This is a genomic window from Flagellimonas amoyensis (genome assembly GCF_003058265.1).
Classification (GTDB): Bacteria; Bacteroidota; Bacteroidia; order Flavobacteriales; family Flavobacteriaceae; genus Flagellimonas; species Flagellimonas amoyensis.
Genome location: NZ_QBUK01000003.1, coordinates 172,135 through 187,456 on the forward strand (window position 1 = coordinate 172,135; position 15,322 = coordinate 187,456).

The following is a 15,322-nucleotide window of genomic DNA, read 5'->3' on the forward strand; positions in this document are numbered from 1 at the left end:
GAATCAGTCGTTCCTGTTGATCAAAGACTTTCTCCATTTTTTGAAGGAAATCCTAAACGTCTTGATTTCCCTTCGGAGCAAGTTGAGGTATTCTTTTTCCTTCACACCGTCCCTTTCAAGGCCATTGCAGTAGGCCAAGATGTTGCGGGTCATGATATTGACAAAGGTGAGGCTCCTCATACGGACCGAGTGGGAGTTGCTCAAAGCGGCCTGCTCCACTTCCTTGGTGATCTGGAGGGCATCTGTCATCAATGATTGGGTAATGTCATCGCGGAAGCAATCGATTTTTCGCAACGACAGGATTTCCCGGTTATAGGAAAAATAGGACGCTACGGCCTCGCTCATTTCACGAAGGGCCAAAGATCGGCGATATACGGACAAAGAATCAAGGGAGTTTCTCTCCATTTTTCAAAAGCAATTTTCACCTATAAAATTACATACGGAATAAATATTCTTACTTTTGTTACCAAAGTATAAATGTTATTTTGCTTTTGATTGTAAAATTTATCCGGTAAATTTCTTTCGTATGAAGATAGATGATCTTAATTGGCAGATCTTGGGCCATTTGCAGCGGAACGCAAGGGAGTCCTTTGCCAATATCGGGCGCAAGGTGGGCCTCACGCCCCCAGCTGTGGCCGAGCGGGTAAAAAAGATGGAGGACTTGGGAATCATAGAGGGGTACAAGACCAATATTTCCTATGTCTTGGCCGGTCACCAGTTGACGGCCATCATCATGCTCCGGGCCTTTATGGGCAAGTTGAAACCCTTTCTGGAAAAGGTAAAATCCTTTCAAGAGGTGATCAACTGCTATCGGATCACGGGAAATGAGAACATCATTATGGAAGTGGTGCTGCGCGATCAGTCCCATTTGGAAAAGTTCATAGACGAGCTCATTGTGTATGGGGAGTGCAGGACGCACATTGTGCTGTCCAACGTGGTTTCGGACGCCCCGATAAAAAATGCGAAAAGCATCAAATAAATTCCATTAATTTTAAGGAGTCTACCCGGTTATTTGGCTAGGTTTTTGTTAATAGATGAATATGAAAAAAATACTGCTACTGGCCTTTCTTTCCACGGTTTCGGCCCCATACATCCTTTCGCAGGAACAAATGGTGCTTAGAAAAGGAGAGATCATAGAGGCCATTCCCGTCCAAGATTCTGTCCAGAACACCTTTTCGCTCTATTTGCCCACCAACTTCAGTGCGGACAAAAAATGGCCTTTGCTGATGATTTTTGAAATGGAGGGCAAGGAACGGCAGGCCATGTCCATGTTCGTGCAGGCGGCCGAAAAGCAAGGATATGTGCTGGCTGCTCCCAAAATGAGGGACACGGTTTCCTTGACCAATAGTATGATCGCCGTGAGCAAATCCTTGGAAAAAACCATGGGAATGTTGCCCATCGATCACAACCGGATCTACGCAGGAGGTGCAGCGGCAGGAGGGCGATTTGCGAGTTTGACCCCAATCCTTCTGAATGGGATAAGGGGCGTGATCGCTGTTGGGGCCTCCATTGCCAATACGGAATTACTGAACCTAAAAGACCCTTTTCATTTTGTGGGGATCGTGAGCCGGGAGAACTACAATTATGTGTCCATGCTCAATGACACTGAACTGTTGGACAAGCTCAAGTTTCCCAATCAAGTGCTGTTGTATGAGGGCAACAAAGATTGGCCCAGCATAGGCGAACTCGAAAAAGGCTTGCAGCTCTTTACGTTGGCGGCCATGGGACGAAGGCTCATCCCCAAGGACTCCATGTATGTGGAAAGGGCATATCGGGAAGATCTTGACAAAGTCAATCAATTGCAAAGAACAGGCGACTTGCTTTGGGCGGAGCAGTTCATGACCGAGATGATGTCCATTTACGGCGCGCACAAAAACTTGGATTCCCTGCGTACGGTGCAAAGGGACCTTCGCCGCGACAAACAGTTCAAGGCCATGAAGAGGAACGAAAATTCTGCGTTTCTCAAGGAATCCCTGCTGAAGGAGGACTACCTTTATTATATGGAGGAGGATGTGTATACCCACAATTTCAACAATTTGGGCTGGTGGAACCATCAAATGGGCGAAATCAAAAAGTTTATTTCAGGATCCAATCCCTATGAAAAACAGATGGGACATCGCTTGTTGGGATTTGTGAACGCACTTGCATTGGATAATATTGGAACAATCGAGTCCGATAGTGTGGTAGATGAAGATGCCTTGGCGTTCCTCTACATGCTAAAGACCATTTTGGAACCCGAAAATGAGGAATACTATTTAAAAACGATATCCCTCAGTGCCAAAAATGAGGATTTTGGTACGGCATTGTTCTATTTGGAAGAAGTGCTGAAAAAGGGTTTTAAGGATAGGGAAAAACTCTACAGTCTGGAAAATACCGCATTGTTCCGAATTACCCCGGAATTTAACGAAATGGTGGCCAAGTACTTGAAAGATGCCAGGTACGAGATGGACGAAAATTGATTTTAGTTCACTTAAACTATTGTTCATGAGATATTCTACTCTTTTTTTTCTTTTTGTATTGATGGTGGCCTGTGGTCAGGAAAAAAAATACCACGATGGGAAAAAGGAAGTGCCAGGTTCACCTTTGGTGGCGGAGATTATGGAATTCCAGGAAGAATTGGATGAAAGTTTCAAAGACCCGGAAACTTCGCCTTTGACCGACAAGCATCGAAAGGATTTTGAGGGACTCGATTTTTTTGCACCTGATACATCATATATAGTAACGGCAAGGTTTGAACGTACCCCGGACGCCATTCCCTTTTTTATGCCGACCACTACCGATAGGAAAACACAGGAAGTCTTGTTTGGCATAGCCCATTTTACCTTGAATGGGGAGGAACGCCAACTGGAGGTCTATCGCAGTTTGGAACTGATGAAACAAGAAGAGTACAAAGATTATCTGTTTTTGCCCTTTTTGGATGCGACCAATGGCGAGGAGACCTACGGTGGTGGCCGCTATATAGACCTTTCCATCCCGGAAGGGGATACCTTGGTCATCGATTTCAACAAGGCTTATAATCCCTATTGCGCTTACAATAAAAAGTACTCCTGCCCTCTAGTGCCAAGGCAAAATTATTTGAGAACTAAAGTGAGAGCAGGAGTGAAAAATTTTAACAAGGACTAAAAAAGCCTTCATCCAAGAGGAAAAAGGCTTTTCTATTGGTATTGGGTTGGGTTATTGCTTTTTAGAATGAATAGATGGCTGCGAAAAGCACAGAAGCCAAGCTCTTGGTTGGAGCCAAATCATTATCGATAAACGCTTCCTCAGCAGAACTATCCAAACGAATTTCAGGTTTCAAGATCAAATCCCCGATAGTGGCGCTTCCAGTCAATGTAAGTGCTAGTACACTACCATCACCATCAATGTCAGAACCTATGCTGGCAGCATCTCCGAAGAAATCACCTGTCATGAAGTACTCCCCTCTTAAACCAAGGCTAAAGGTTTCGGATACTGCATATTGAGGGTACAATGCCACACCTGTGAAAGACCCTCCATCATCTTCAGCACTGAAATGGGCTGCGTTCAACCCCAAGAAGAATTCCTCGGAAAGATCAAAACCACCGGTATAGTCGATTTCAAAACCACCTTGGCTGTACAAGAAGTTCAAGAACTGACCGGAATAGCCCAATTGCGCACCCACAGCGTAGTCGCCGGTTGGGTTGAACTCGGTAAGGTCGGTCGGGTTCATCACGGCAAGCATGGCGGACCAATCGCTGCCCAAATCAAAATCAGCCTTCAATCCAGTATGGCTAAATGGGCCATAGGAGAACAAATAGGAAGTGCTGTAGTTGAAGTTAGCCACTGGAGAGATGACCTCATAACCCAAAAAGGTATTGAAATTACCAAAGGTAAGGGTAACGGCATCGCTCACGTTCCAGTACACATACAGCTGGTTCACGATATCACCGGTAGCGGAATACATAGGGGATGCAAAAATGGCATCGGTACCGCGGGGACCGAACACCAAATCGGCCACAAAACCTACTTTTTCACCTTCATAGGCCGCAATAAGGTTGGCCATGCCCAAAGAAAAACCGGGAAGTTGGGCAAAAGAAGAACCGGGAGCTATCCATTCTTCATCGTTTGGTGCAGTAAGGTTGGCCCTATAATAGGCATCCACAGAACCACTGAAACTGAACTTGGGCTTGGTTTCTTCTTCTTCCTGCGCCACAGCAGTGGACACGGTCAAGGTCAATAGGGCAAGAATGAAAATTTTTCCGAAATTTGTATTTATAATCGTTTTCATATCATAATCGTTTTAGTTGTCCTTTTTGTAGAGGACAGTTAGTTGTTTAATTGTGAGTTTGATTGAAAAGGTTATCAACGGAGCGTTCTGCCAAACGCTCCGTTTTCTTTTCTTGTAGTTGTGAGTTTAATTGTTTTGGGAAGAAATGTGCTCAGGATAAGCCTCCACACCATGTTCGTGGATGTCCAATCCGTCAACTTCTTCTTCCTCGGATACACGTAGCCCGATAGTTTTCTTCAAGATGAAAAGCACTATAAAGGAGGCTAGGGCCGCCCAAAGGATATAGGCCAAAGAACCATAGGTCTGTACCCATAGCAATTTTGCGCTTCCGCCGTAAAAAATTCCACCATCCAAAGCAAAGAAACCGATAAGGACAGTTCCCAAGAAACCACATACTCCGTGTACGGAAATGGCACCTACTGGGTCGTCTATCTTCAATTTCTTGTCGATGAACTCAATGGAGAGTACCACCACAATACCGCAAATAAGGCCAATGGCCAAAGATCCCAAAGCGCTCACGGCACCGCAACCGGCAGTAATACCTACCAATCCGGCCAATGCACCGTTGAGGGTCATGGAAATATCCGCTTTTCCGTATTTGATCCAAGTGAAGAACAAAGCTGCTATGGCGCCAATGGCCGCAGCAATGTTGGTGTTGATGATCACACTTCCGGCCGCAACGGTATCATCACCGCCCCAGGCCAATTGTGAACCTCCGTTGAAACCGAACCATCCCAACCAAAGGATAAGGACACCAAGTGCTCCAAAGGCCATGTTGTGACCAGGTATGGCCTGTGCCTTCCCGTCTACATATTTACCGATCCTTGGGCCAACCAGAATGGCGGCCACCAATGCGGCAGAACCACCTACGGCGTGTACCACGGAAGAACCGGCAAAATCGATGAAGCCAGCGGTGTTCAACCAGGCATCGTCATCAAAAGGCCAGTACCAGCTACCGGAAATAGGGTAGATCAATGTGGTGAGTACGGCCGAAAAGATAAGATAGGTGGAAAATTTGGTTCGTTCTGCAATGGCTCCAGAAACAATGGTCGCCGCAGTGGCACAGAACACGGTTTGGAAGAACAGGTTGTACCAATCCGATGCGCTAAAAAAGAAATAGCCTTGATCGGAGGGGCTGGTCCTGAAAAAACCGCCACCAACGAGGTCACTTCCATACATGATGCCATAACCTAAGGCCCAGAACATGATGGAACCAATCGCAAGGTCCATGATGTTCTTCATGATGATGTTACCGGAGTTCTTGCTTCGCGTGAACCCTATCTCCAACAGGGTGAACCCTGCTTGCATAAAAAATACCAGAATGGCCGCAATGGTGATCCACAGCGCGCCCATGTCGCCAGTGATGGCTTCAATGGCTTTATCTATCGCTTCTTGTTCTTGTACAATCATAATCTAAGTTTTTGTGTTAATTTGGTTGTGTTTTAATTGATTCCGGCGCTGCCACTTTCCTTGGTCCTGATCCTGTAGGCCTCGATCATATCTGAGACGAAGATTTTCCCATCACCGACGTTTCCTGTGCTAGCCGTGTCCAAAAGGACATTGATGGTTCGCTCCAGAAAGTCATCGGACACAACGATAACCAAATACCTTCTCTGTATATCGCTGGTGCTGTAGGAGATCCCGCGATACACATGTCCTTGTTTTTCATTTCCAACCCCTGTTACATCCCAGTAACTAAAGAAGTTGACCTCAATCTGATGAAGTGCTTTCTTCACTTCGTCAAATTTGGATTTTCTAATAATTGCCTCGACTTTTTTCATAATGAAGTAGTTAATTGATTTGCCAAATATATGTTAATCAATACGAGACCATCAAAATATATGGGTATAACTGAAAATTTTTATTGTTATAAAAAAAATACCCCTAAAAATTTAGGGGTATTGAATTATAGCTTACATAAAATTATTTATTTGTTTATTTTTTCTTAACAATTGTCTTAAACAAATGAATTTTATCAATCATAAAGTTATTTTATGATGACAATTGTTCAATTTTTAACGTTTTTTAACTGAAAAAATGAAATTGTAACTAGCTGATGGATTTGGCCAGCCATAGACCAAGGACGACGGCAAGAATGCCGATACCTACACTGGACAGCATGTACAGGGCGAAGTTGAGGAGTTCACCATTGCGCAATAAATGATGCTTTTCAAAAGCAAAGGCTGAAAAGGTAGTAAAGCCTCCGCAGAACCCGGTCGCCAAAAACAGGGCGCCGTTGGAGGAAAGAAGATTGCCTTTGGCGGAGATGCCAAGAACAAAACCAATCAGCAAGCAGCCAATCATATTGACCAAAAAGGTGCCAAGAAAAAAATTTTGAAAAAGGGGGTTAAGGGGTCTGGAGATAAGATAGCGAAGAACGCTACCCAATCCACCTCCCAAAAAAACAAGAAAAGCCTGCTTCATACCCCTAAAGGTATAAATTAAACAGCTTCTTTGTACTCGGTTTCAGAAGTCTCGCGGGGGAAGAGTTTGGTAATGGAACTTTCTGAAAGTTTGAGGGTCGGTTTTTTGAACCTTTTGCTAGCTCCATTGACACTGAAGATCAACAGAATTGCATTAATTGCGAGCAAAACGAATAAAATGCTGAGAAATGAGGTCATTTGTCGATGCTAAATTAATGTTAAACAAAAGTACGTGTTTTCTTATAATATACGTCCCAAACCCTACTTTAAGTTGTGAATCGCCTCATTTTTGTAGTGAAGGCAAGATTGGTGTTAATTTTTGAGAAAGTGTTTGATCAGGAAGAGGATTATTATAAAAGTTATAAATGAAACCAAGATCTGGACAACTCCCTTGTAATTCTTTTTGTGCAATTTTTTGTCCTTTTTATAGGAAAGAATGATGATGGCGACAAAAGCAATGAAGAAAAATGCGGCAAAAATGAGCTGTCCCGTGCTGAACATATTTTTATTTTTGTGCAAATTTAAACCAAAACAAGGGCAATGGAAAGTAAAATCAAGGCAGTGGAACTTTTCCACAATTCATTTGGATTGGGAGTTTCCCAGGAACCCAAGGCAAACTTGGGAATGGAAAAAAACCTACTTAGGTTCAATTTGATGGACGAGGAGAACAAAGAATATCTGGATGCGGCCAACGAGGGCGACTTGGTGGAGGTTGCAGATGCCTTGGGGGATATGCTCTACATTCTTTGCGGTACCATTTTGGAGCATGGGATGCAGTACAAAATTGAGGAAGTTTTTGAGGAAATCCAGAAAAGCAACATGAGCAAACTGGGAGCGGATGGTAAACCGATCTATCGGGAAGATGGTAAAGTGCTGAAGGGTCCCAACTATTTCAAACCGGATATCAAGACCATAATGGACAAATAAAAAAGGCACCTTTTGGTGCCTTTTTTGTTAGATGACCTCGTGGCGCCATCCAAATTTATCTTCGGCGCGGTTATATTGAATATCGGTGATTCGTTTTTTGAGACGAGAGGCGTAGCTGTCCGTCAGTTCAGGAAGGTCATAGTCCACACCCTCATAGCCAAAGGCTGATATGGGGGATACCACAGCCGCAGTACCTGCACCGAACATTTCCTTTAGGGAGCCATTTTTGGCGGCTTCCACCAATTCATGGACAGATACCTTTCGAACCTCGATTTGGATGCCCTCATCTTTGGCAATGTCCAAGATGCTCTTTCGGGTGATGCCGTCCAGGATACGATCATTGGTCGGTGCCGTGAGCAAGGTATCGTTGATTCGTACAAATACGTTCATGGCGCCAGCCTCCTCAATGAATTCGTGGGTGTTGTCGTCTGTCCAGATGACCTGTTGGTATCCTTTTTCGGCAGCCAGTTGGGTCGGGTAGAACTGCCCGGCGTAGTTTCCACCGGCCTTGGCATAGCCCACACCACCATTGGCGGCACGTGAATAAGTCTGCTCAATCAATACCTTTACCTTGCCTGAAAAATAGGCTCCGGATGGGGCACATGCAATGATGAACTTGTATTCGCCGGCAGGGGAGGCATGGAAACCTTTGCCCGAAGCAAAAACAAAAGGTCTTATATATAAGGAACTGCCCGGATTTTTAGGGACCCAGTCACTTTCCAATTGGATAAGGGCCGTCAACCCTTCCATGAAATAGGCTTCAGGTAGTTCGGGAATGGCCAAACGCTTTGCGGATTTGTTCAATCGCTTGAAGTTTTCCAACGGGCGGAAAAGCCATACTTTTTCGTCTTCATCCTTGTAGGCCTTCATGCCTTCAAAGATGGATTGTCCATAATGGAAAATCTTTGCAGAAGGATCCAATGTGATGGGTTGATAGGGTACTATTTTGGGAGCACTCCATTCCCCGTTCTTATAATCACAGACCAGCATGTGGTCGGTATATACGCTTCCAAACGAAAGATTGTCAAAATCGACATCCTTGATTTTGGAGGTCTTCGCCTTTTCTATAGCTATGTTATTGACCATTGTTTCCATATCACTTACATTTTCAATGTTAAAATTAGCTATTTATTGTTAGTTTTGAATGTTTTACAAATCGATTTTTTATACTTGATCTACAATTTTTTAAACGTTATTGAAAATGAAGCTTTTTAACACTTTTGCTGCCGTATTGTTAGTGGTTTTGTGCCAAGTCTCTTGCAAACAAGAAACCATAAAAGGCGATTATTTTGGTGAGGAATTCAAGGTTTCCAACAAAGTGGACAAAACATCGGCCCCTTATGAAGGATTGGTGGCCACCGATACCCTACAGACCCAAATGATGGGCGAGGTCACGGAAGTATGCCAGGCCAAGGGATGCTGGATGAAGGTGAAATTGGACTCCGAGGACGAAGTATTTGTACGCTTTAAGGACTACGGTTTCTTTGTGCCCAAAGATGCGGCCGGAAAAAAAGTGGTGATGAACGGGGCGGCCTTTTTGGAAGAGATGTCCGTTGAGGACCAAAAACACTACGCAGAAGATGAAGGTGCCTCCGAAGATGAGTTGGCCCAGATCACCGCGCCCAAAAGGACCCTTCGTTTTGAGGCGGAAGGCGTGCTCATAGGCAACTGATCTTGAAGCGTAAGATCATCCTCACCGCAGATGGTTCAAAGACCATCCAGATAGAGGATTGGGACGAACAGTACCATTCCAAGCACGGCGCGGTACAGGAAGCCTATCACGTATTTATAACCCACGGACTTCGGTTGTTTGCCGATCGGAAAATCAATCTTTTGGAAATTGGTTTCGGTACAGGGCTCAATGCGCTCATAACCTTATTGGAAGCACCAAAACTGAAGCTGGACGTCAATTATGTGGGCGTTGAGGCATTCCCGGTTTCCAATGAAGAAGTGGCGGAATTGGGCTATTGTGCACAATTGGACTGTGCGGACAAACAAACGGAGTTCCAAAGAATGCACGAAACCCCATGGGAAGAACCGCACCCCATTACAGGTGGCTTTGTCTTGACCAAGCAGAAAAAGGATTTCTTGGAGGTGAAGGACGAAAACTTGTTCAACCTTGTTTATTTTGATGCCTTTGGGGCCAGGGTACAACCGGAACTGTGGACCGAGGAAATTTTCTCCAAGATGTACGATGCAATGCAGCAAGGGGGTGTTTTGGTCACCTACGCGGCCAAGGGAAGCGTAAGGCGTGCCATGCAAGCTGTCGGTTTTACCGTGGAACGATTGCCCGGGCCACCCGGCAAAAGAGAGATGCTACGGGCCATCAAAAACTGACATTTCCCAATCTTCTGTTAATTCGTATTGCAGGGATTGTCATAAAATATTCTAAAGTTTGGGCATTTGTGTTAAACCTAAATTAACGTCTCAGGAACAGCCACTTAAACCATTAAATTTGTATCAAAATGATGGTATGAAGGTGTTGATAACAGGTGCTACGGGATTGGTGGGGCAGGCCATTGTGAAGGTGCTGCACTCAAAAGGTATCCCAGTAAATTATTTGACTACGAGTAGGGACAAAATCTCTTCCTCCGAAGATTTTCAGGGTTTTTATTGGAATCCCTCAAAAGGGGAAATAGACCTTGTCTGCTTTGACCAGGTCCAGGCGATTATCAACCTGGCCGGAACAAGCATTGCCAAACGATGGACCCCGAAGCATAAGAAAAGAGTACTTTCCAGCAGGATAGATAGTCTAAGGACACTGCGAAAAGGAATGGAAAAGGCCGGTGCAACAGAGGTGGAATGCCTTGTCTCTGCGTCGGCCATTGGGATCTATCCCGATTCCCTTTCCAAATTTTACGATGAGGATGAAACCGAGGTTGCCGATGGTTTTCTGGGTGAAGTTGTCCAGAAATGGGAAACGGAGGCAGATGCCTTCAAGACGTTGGGCCTTGTTGTATCGAAAGTAAGGATAGGAGTCGTTCTTTCCACTGAAGGTGGGGCATTGCCCAAAATGGCGATTCCTGTCAAGAATTTTTTCGGTGCACCGTTGGGCAGTGGAGAGCAATGGCAATCGTGGGTCCATATCGAGGATTTGGCACAACTGTTCGTTTTTGTCGTGGAGAACAACCTCAAAGGGACCTTCAATGCCGTTGCACCAAACCCCGTCACCAATACCAAGATGACCAAGGAACTGGCGAGGGTGCTGGATAGGCCACTATGGCTTCCCCATGTACCAAAATTTGTCCTTCGGGCAGCTTTGGGCAAAATGTCTCAACTTCTTTTGGACAGCCAACGAGTAAGTGGCAAAAAAATAGAGAAAATGGGATTTGCCTTCCAATACGCCAATATTTGTACAGCTTTGGAAGACCTATATTCCTTGGAAAAGCAAACTGACGTCCCATCCGTGCGGACGGCTGAAAAGGAAGTGGTCTAGCAGGGATTGTCCATCAGAACGCAAAAGGAATCCGCAAAGGCGGATTTTTTTATGTTTTGTAGTGACATTTTGACATTTTTGGACAAATGGCAGTACTTTTGCCGTTTCAGGAAAAGGAAATAAAACAAACACATATGAGCAATAAGAGCAAGGTTGAGGAAATGGAAGGAGAACCGAAAAACGGGCAGACTTCCGAAAGTACTGAACTGAACGGTGAAAATGTAGATGTGGAACAAGGGGAGGAGTTGCAAGAAGAGGTTTCCGTAGAGGACCAATTGCGTGAAGAACTGGCCAAGGAGAAGGACAAGTTCCTAAGACTTTTTGCCGAGTTTGAAAACTTTAAGAGAAGGACCTCCAAGGAGCGCATGGATCTGTTCAAGACGGCCGGACAAGAAGTCATAGTGTCCCTTTTGCCTGTTTTGGACGATTTTGACCGTGCCCTGAAGGAACTTTCCAAATCCGAGGACAAGGAAATGTTCAAGGGAGTGGAACTCATCAGTAATAAATTCAATGAAACCCTGAAAAACAAGGGATTGGAACAAATAGAGGTCAAACAAGGCGATGCCTTTGATGCCGAAGTGCACGATGCCATCACCCAGATTCCGGCCCCGGACAAGAAATTGAAAGGCAAGATTCTGGATGTGGTAGAGAAAGGGTTCAAGCTGGGAGACCGTATCATCAGGCACCCAAAAGTAGTGGTTGGAAACTAGAGCGGTATGAAGGAAGATTTTTATGAAATATTAGGGGTCTCCAAAGGAGCGACCGCGGCGGAAATCAAGAAAGCCTATCGCAAAAAGGCAATTGAGTTCCACCCGGACAAGAATCCAGGAGATGCCAAGGCCGAGGAAATGTTCAAGAAAGCAGCCGAGGCCTACGAGGTGCTCAGCGACCCTGACAAGCGCGCCAGATATGACCAGTATGGACATGCCGCATTCGATGGAAGTTCCGGTTTTGGTGGCGGAGGAGGTATGAACATGGATGATATCTTCAGTCAGTTTGGCGACATATTCGGCAGTGCCTTCGGAGGAGGCTTTAGTGGTTTTGGAGGTTTCGGTGGCGGTGGCCAGCGAAGAGTGAAGGGCAGTAACCTTCGCATCCGCGTAAAACTGACCTTGGAAGAAGTGGCCAATGGTGTGGAGAAGAAAATCAAGGTAAGGAGAAAGATACAGGCCGATGGCGTGACCTACAAGACCTGTCCCACCTGTAACGGAACCGGACAGATCACCAAGATCACCAATACCATTTTGGGGAGGATGCAGACGGCCACCACCTGTAGTGCCTGTGGTGGTTCTGGGCAGACCATTGATAAACGACCCGCAGGGGCAGATGCCCAGGGGCTCAAAGTGGAGGAAGAGACCGTATCCATCAAAATACCGCCAGGGGTGGAAGATGGGATGCAGTTGAAAGTATCCGGAAAGGGCAATGATGCACCCGGGAACGGAATTGCCGGAGACCTGTTGGTCGCCATTGAGACCGTTGAGCACGATACCCTTAAACGAGAGGGCGACAACCTGCACTATGATCTGTACATCAGTATCCCGGAGGCCGTGTTGGGAAGTTCCAAGGAAATTGATTCCGTGGGAGGAAAGGTCCGCATTAAACTGGAGCCGGGCATACAATCCGGAAAGATATTGAGGCTCAGGGGCAAAGGAATTTCCAGTATCAACGGGTACGGAAGTGGAGACCTATTGGTACACGTGAACGTGTGGACCCCAAAGGAGCTGAACAAGGAACAGAAAGAATTTTTTGAACGGATGCAGAACGATGAGAATTTTGCACCAAAACCCGAGAAAAGCGATAAATCTTTCTTTGAAAAGGTAAAAGATATGTTCTCTTAAGAAGAAAAATATTGCTGTTTAAATAAAAAACGTATATTTGGAACTGATGTTGGGTGACCAATATCTAATTTTCTTTTTCATAGCAATTTTTTTCCCATCCTTGAATTCATTTGAGGGTGGGTTTTGTTTTTTAGGGGTATGCCGTTATTGGGCAAATACATATCTTTGAAAAAATTGTTTGCATGGATCACATCCTTGTTGCCAAAAACGTTTCCAAATCCTACGGAAATCACAAAGCGTTGAGCAACATTTCACTTGAAATCCCAGAGAACTGCATCTATGGACTTTTAGGGCCAAATGGGGCAGGAAAGACCTCTTTTATACGCATCATCAACCAGATTACCCATCAGGATGCAGGCGAGATTTTCTTCAATGGAACTCCTTTGGCACCCGACCATATTGCCCTTATTGGGTATTTGCCCGAAGAGCGAGGGCTATACAAGAGCATGAAGGTAGGGGAGCAGGCCCTGTATCTGGCACAGCTCAAGGGACTGTCCAAGAGTGAGGCCAAGAAGCGGCTCAAGTATTGGTTCGATCGCTTGGACATCGGCGATTGGTGGAACAAAAAGATTCAGGAGCTATCCAAGGGAATGGCCCAAAAAGTACAGTTCATCGTGACTGTGCTGCACGAACCCAAGTTGCTCATTTTTGATGAACCCTTCAGTGGTTTTGACCCCATCAATGCGAACATCATCAAAGATGAGATCATCGAACTGAAGAAAAAAGGGGCATCCATCATTTTCTCCACACACCGCATGGAATCCGTGGAGGAACTCTGTGAGTACATCGCCTTGATCCATAAATCGGAAAAGATTCTGGACGGCAAACTATCCGATATCAAGAAAGCCTATAAGAACAATATTTTCAATGTTGGGTTGCAGATACAGCAAGATGGTGAGGCCCTGATACGGACATTGGGCGAAAAGTTCAATATCATCTCGTCCAACATCGACCTGCTTGAAAAACAACTGGATTTCAAGGTGCAATTACCTTCTTCACATACCTCTGAAATATTGGCGGAACTTTCAAAAGTGGCGAACGTGAACCGATTTGAAGAGACCATTCCATCGGCCAGCGACATATTTATACAAACCGTAAACAGCAAGGACAATGGGAAGTAAACTGGGGCTGATCATCAAACGGGAGTATCTGGCAAAGGTGAGGAACCGTTCCTTTATTGTAATGACCATTCTGAGTCCCCTGCTGATCGTGGGGATGATCGTACTGATCGCCTATCTGGCCAAGATTAATGATGACGAGGTAAGGGTAGTCTCCGTTTTGAACGAGAGCAACTATTTTGATGAGGGCTTCATCTCGACCAGAAACATTTCCTATGTGTATCTGGACCAAATTTCTCTTGAGGCTGCAAAGGATTCAACAGCTTCCATGGGCTATTATGGACTGCTCCATATTCCCAGCGGGGGCAGCATCGAAAATGTGGCCCGCCAAGCACATCTATACACCAAGGACAATCCCAACACCAGCGTGACCCAACAATTGGAAGATATTTTCCAGAAACAGTTGCGGCAGGACCGTTTGGGAAAATTGGGGGTTTCATCGGACCAGTTTTCCGAGGTGGAAAAGCCCTTCGGGCTGAACCTCTCCACTTTTGAAGGGGAAAAGAGCTTAAAGGGCATCAACGAGATCAAGGCGTTCATAGGTGGCGGTTTTGGCTATGCCATCATGATGTTCATTATCATATACGGAGGGTTTGTGATGCGGAGCGTGATCGAGGAGAAAACAAGCAGGATCATTGAAGTGATCATATCTTCAGTGAAACCGTTCCAATTGATGTTGGGCAAGATCATCGGGACCTCATTGGCGGGGATCACCCAGTTTGCCATTTGGATCATTTCGGCCTCCATCCTGCTAATGCTTGCCGTGCTCTTGTTGGGACTGGACCTCGGGGCCATGACTGGCGATACCCCGCTGCCACAGGAGACCATGGGGGGAATGTCCCAATTTTCCTCCATGGACAGCGAAATGATGATGTATGCCAAGGAAGTATTCGACATTCCATGGGGATTATTGATCGTGTCCTTTTTTGTTTACTTTGTATTGGGCTACCTGATCTATAGTTCCATTTATGCGGCAATTGGTGCCGCAGTGGACAATGAAACGGATACGCAGCAGTTCATATTCCCGATCATAATGCCGTTGATGTTGGGTATTTATGTGGGCTTCTTTTCGGTGTTCAGTAACCCGAACGGCCCCATAGCAGTGGCCTTTTCCCTGTTTCCGCTCACATCGCCCATCGTGATGCTCATGCGGCTACCGGGAGGGATTGGGCAAGGTGGCGTACCTTTATGGCAATTATTGTTGTCCATTTCCCTGTTGATCGTTACCTTTTTGGGTATTGTGTCGTTGGCGGCCAAGATCTATAGGGTCGGTATTTTGATGTATGGCAAAAAGCCCACGTACAAAGAGTTGATCAAGTGGTTGAGATATTAAT

Annotated in this window: 18 protein-coding genes; 11 read left to right on the forward strand and 7 right to left on the reverse strand. The window is 45.5% G+C overall.

The features are described 5' to 3' along the window. Positions 1 to 3: 3 nt before the first annotated feature. Complete coding sequence (locus DB398_RS05400; protein ID WP_108423382.1) at positions 4 to 405, reverse strand: hypothetical protein; 402 nt, start codon at positions 403 to 405, stop codon at positions 4 to 6. A 121-nt stretch (positions 406 to 526) separates the two neighbouring features. Between DB398_RS05400 and DB398_RS05405 the strand changes: the two genes are divergently transcribed. From DB398_RS05405 to DB398_RS05415, 3 genes are all read left to right on the forward strand, one after another. After that, positions 527 to 979: an Lrp/AsnC family transcriptional regulator gene (locus tag DB398_RS05405; RefSeq protein ID WP_108423383.1), complete on the forward strand. Its 453-nt coding sequence runs from the start codon at positions 527 to 529 to the stop codon at positions 977 to 979. Between the two features lie 61 nt (positions 980 to 1,040). After that, entirely contained in the window at positions 1,041 to 2,459 is a 1,419-nt protein-coding gene (locus DB398_RS05410) for an alpha/beta hydrolase (RefSeq protein ID WP_108423584.1), read from the forward strand. 25 nt (positions 2,460 to 2,484) lie between these two features. Continuing rightward, complete coding sequence (locus DB398_RS05415) at positions 2,485 to 3,123, forward strand: DUF1684 domain-containing protein (RefSeq protein WP_108423384.1); 639 nt, start codon at positions 2,485 to 2,487, stop codon at positions 3,121 to 3,123. A 61-nt stretch (positions 3,124 to 3,184) separates the two neighbouring features. Here the strand turns inward: DB398_RS05415 and DB398_RS05420 are convergent, their stop codons facing one another. From DB398_RS05420 to DB398_RS05445, 5 genes are all read right to left on the reverse strand, one after another. Beyond that, positions 3,185 to 4,246: a porin gene (locus DB398_RS05420; protein WP_108423385.1), complete on the reverse strand. Its 1,062-nt coding sequence runs from the start codon at positions 4,244 to 4,246 to the stop codon at positions 3,185 to 3,187. Between the two features lie 126 nt (positions 4,247 to 4,372). Next, entirely contained in the window at positions 4,373 to 5,656 is a 1,284-nt protein-coding gene (locus DB398_RS05425; protein WP_108423386.1) for an ammonium transporter, read from the reverse strand. Between the two features lie 32 nt (positions 5,657 to 5,688). Next, positions 5,689 to 6,027: a P-II family nitrogen regulator gene (locus DB398_RS05430; protein WP_072877242.1), complete on the reverse strand. Its 339-nt coding sequence runs from the start codon at positions 6,025 to 6,027 to the stop codon at positions 5,689 to 5,691. A 268-nt stretch (positions 6,028 to 6,295) separates the two neighbouring features. Beyond that, on the reverse strand, positions 6,296 to 6,670 hold the full coding sequence (gene crcB / locus DB398_RS05435) for a fluoride efflux transporter CrcB (protein WP_108423387.1): 375 nt from the start codon (positions 6,668 to 6,670) through the stop codon (positions 6,296 to 6,298). A 311-nt stretch (positions 6,671 to 6,981) separates the two neighbouring features. Beyond that, positions 6,982 to 7,170: a hypothetical protein gene (locus DB398_RS05445; RefSeq protein WP_108423389.1), complete on the reverse strand. Its 189-nt coding sequence runs from the start codon at positions 7,168 to 7,170 to the stop codon at positions 6,982 to 6,984. A 39-nt stretch (positions 7,171 to 7,209) separates the two neighbouring features. Between DB398_RS05445 and DB398_RS05450 the strand changes: the two genes are divergently transcribed. Next, positions 7,210 to 7,596 carry a pyrophosphohydrolase domain-containing protein gene (locus tag DB398_RS05450; RefSeq protein WP_108423390.1) on the forward strand — a complete coding sequence of 129 codons (387 nt, stop codon included), beginning with the start codon at positions 7,210 to 7,212 and terminating at the stop codon, positions 7,594 to 7,596. A gap of 27 nt (positions 7,597 to 7,623) precedes the next feature. Here DB398_RS05450 and DB398_RS05455 read toward each other — a convergent pair whose 3' ends face one another. After that, positions 7,624 to 8,691 (reverse strand): branched-chain amino acid aminotransferase, encoded by a 1,068-nt coding sequence (locus DB398_RS05455; RefSeq protein ID WP_199913352.1) that lies wholly within the window; start codon positions 8,689 to 8,691, stop codon positions 7,624 to 7,626. A 106-nt stretch (positions 8,692 to 8,797) separates the two neighbouring features. Here DB398_RS05455 and DB398_RS05460 point away from each other — a divergent pair, with 106 nt between their 5' ends. From DB398_RS05460 to DB398_RS05490, 7 genes are all read left to right on the forward strand, one after another. Next, positions 8,798 to 9,268 (forward strand): DUF4920 domain-containing protein, encoded by a 471-nt coding sequence (locus DB398_RS05460; RefSeq protein WP_108423391.1) that lies wholly within the window; start codon positions 8,798 to 8,800, stop codon positions 9,266 to 9,268. Between the two features lie 2 nt (positions 9,269 to 9,270). After that, positions 9,271 to 9,933, forward strand: a complete 663-nt coding sequence (gene mnmC2, locus DB398_RS05465) for a tRNA (5-methylaminomethyl-2-thiouridine)(34)-methyltransferase MnmC2 (RefSeq protein WP_108423392.1) — start codon at positions 9,271 to 9,273, stop codon at positions 9,931 to 9,933. Positions 9,934 to 10,069: 136 nt separating this feature from the next. After that, complete coding sequence (locus DB398_RS05470) at positions 10,070 to 11,032, forward strand: TIGR01777 family oxidoreductase (protein ID WP_108423393.1); 963 nt, start codon at positions 10,070 to 10,072, stop codon at positions 11,030 to 11,032. Between the two features lie 134 nt (positions 11,033 to 11,166). Next, the gene (locus DB398_RS05475) at positions 11,167 to 11,742 is read left to right on the forward strand and encodes a nucleotide exchange factor GrpE (protein WP_108423586.1); all 576 of its coding nucleotides are present in this window, start codon (positions 11,167 to 11,169) and stop codon (positions 11,740 to 11,742) included. A 6-nt stretch (positions 11,743 to 11,748) separates the two neighbouring features. After that, a complete protein-coding gene (gene dnaJ, locus DB398_RS05480) occupies positions 11,749 to 12,870 on the forward strand; it encodes a molecular chaperone DnaJ (RefSeq protein ID WP_108423394.1) in 1,122 nt (373 codons plus the stop codon). 182 nt (positions 12,871 to 13,052) lie between these two features. Continuing rightward, entirely contained in the window at positions 13,053 to 13,991 is a 939-nt protein-coding gene (locus tag DB398_RS05485) for an ABC transporter ATP-binding protein (protein WP_108423395.1), read from the forward strand. Beyond that, a complete protein-coding gene (locus DB398_RS05490) occupies positions 13,981 to 15,321 on the forward strand; it encodes an ABC transporter permease (RefSeq protein WP_108423396.1) in 1,341 nt (446 codons plus the stop codon). Before DB398_RS05485 ends, DB398_RS05490 begins: the two co-directional genes overlap by 11 nt. Position 15,322: the final 1 nt, after the last annotated feature.

Coding starts and splice junctions, on each gene's coding strand:
- DB398_RS05400 (WP_108423382.1), bottom strand. CDS start 405: ATGGAGAGAAACTCCCTTGATTCTTTGTCCGTATATCGCCGATCTTTG.
- DB398_RS05405 (WP_108423383.1), top strand. CDS start 527: ATGAAGATAGATGATCTTAATTGGCAGATCTTGGGCCATTTGCAGCGG.
- DB398_RS05410 (WP_108423584.1), top strand. CDS start 1,041: ATGAAAAAAATACTGCTACTGGCCTTTCTTTCCACGGTTTCGGCCCCA.
- DB398_RS05415 (WP_108423384.1), top strand. CDS start 2,485: ATGAGATATTCTACTCTTTTTTTTCTTTTTGTATTGATGGTGGCCTGT.
- DB398_RS05420 (WP_108423385.1), bottom strand. CDS start 4,246: ATGAAAACGATTATAAATACAAATTTCGGAAAAATTTTCATTCTTGCC.
- DB398_RS05425 (WP_108423386.1), bottom strand. CDS start 5,656: ATGATTGTACAAGAACAAGAAGCGATAGATAAAGCCATTGAAGCCATC.
- DB398_RS05430 (WP_072877242.1), bottom strand. CDS start 6,027: ATGAAAAAAGTCGAGGCAATTATTAGAAAATCCAAATTTGACGAAGTG.
- crcB (WP_108423387.1), bottom strand. CDS start 6,670: ATGAAGCAGGCTTTTCTTGTTTTTTTGGGAGGTGGATTGGGTAGCGTT.
- DB398_RS05445 (WP_108423389.1), bottom strand. CDS start 7,170: ATGTTCAGCACGGGACAGCTCATTTTTGCCGCATTTTTCTTCATTGCT.
- DB398_RS05450 (WP_108423390.1), top strand. CDS start 7,210: ATGGAAAGTAAAATCAAGGCAGTGGAACTTTTCCACAATTCATTTGGA.
- DB398_RS05455 (WP_199913352.1), bottom strand. CDS start 8,691: ATGGAAACAATGGTCAATAACATAGCTATAGAAAAGGCGAAGACCTCC.
- DB398_RS05460 (WP_108423391.1), top strand. CDS start 8,798: ATGAAGCTTTTTAACACTTTTGCTGCCGTATTGTTAGTGGTTTTGTGC.
- DB398_RS05470 (WP_108423393.1), top strand. CDS start 10,070: ATGAAGGTGTTGATAACAGGTGCTACGGGATTGGTGGGGCAGGCCATT.
- DB398_RS05475 (WP_108423586.1), top strand. CDS start 11,167: ATGAGCAATAAGAGCAAGGTTGAGGAAATGGAAGGAGAACCGAAAAAC.
- dnaJ (WP_108423394.1), top strand. CDS start 11,749: ATGAAGGAAGATTTTTATGAAATATTAGGGGTCTCCAAAGGAGCGACC.
- DB398_RS05485 (WP_108423395.1), top strand. CDS start 13,053: ATGGATCACATCCTTGTTGCCAAAAACGTTTCCAAATCCTACGGAAAT.
- DB398_RS05490 (WP_108423396.1), top strand. CDS start 13,981: ATGGGAAGTAAACTGGGGCTGATCATCAAACGGGAGTATCTGGCAAAG.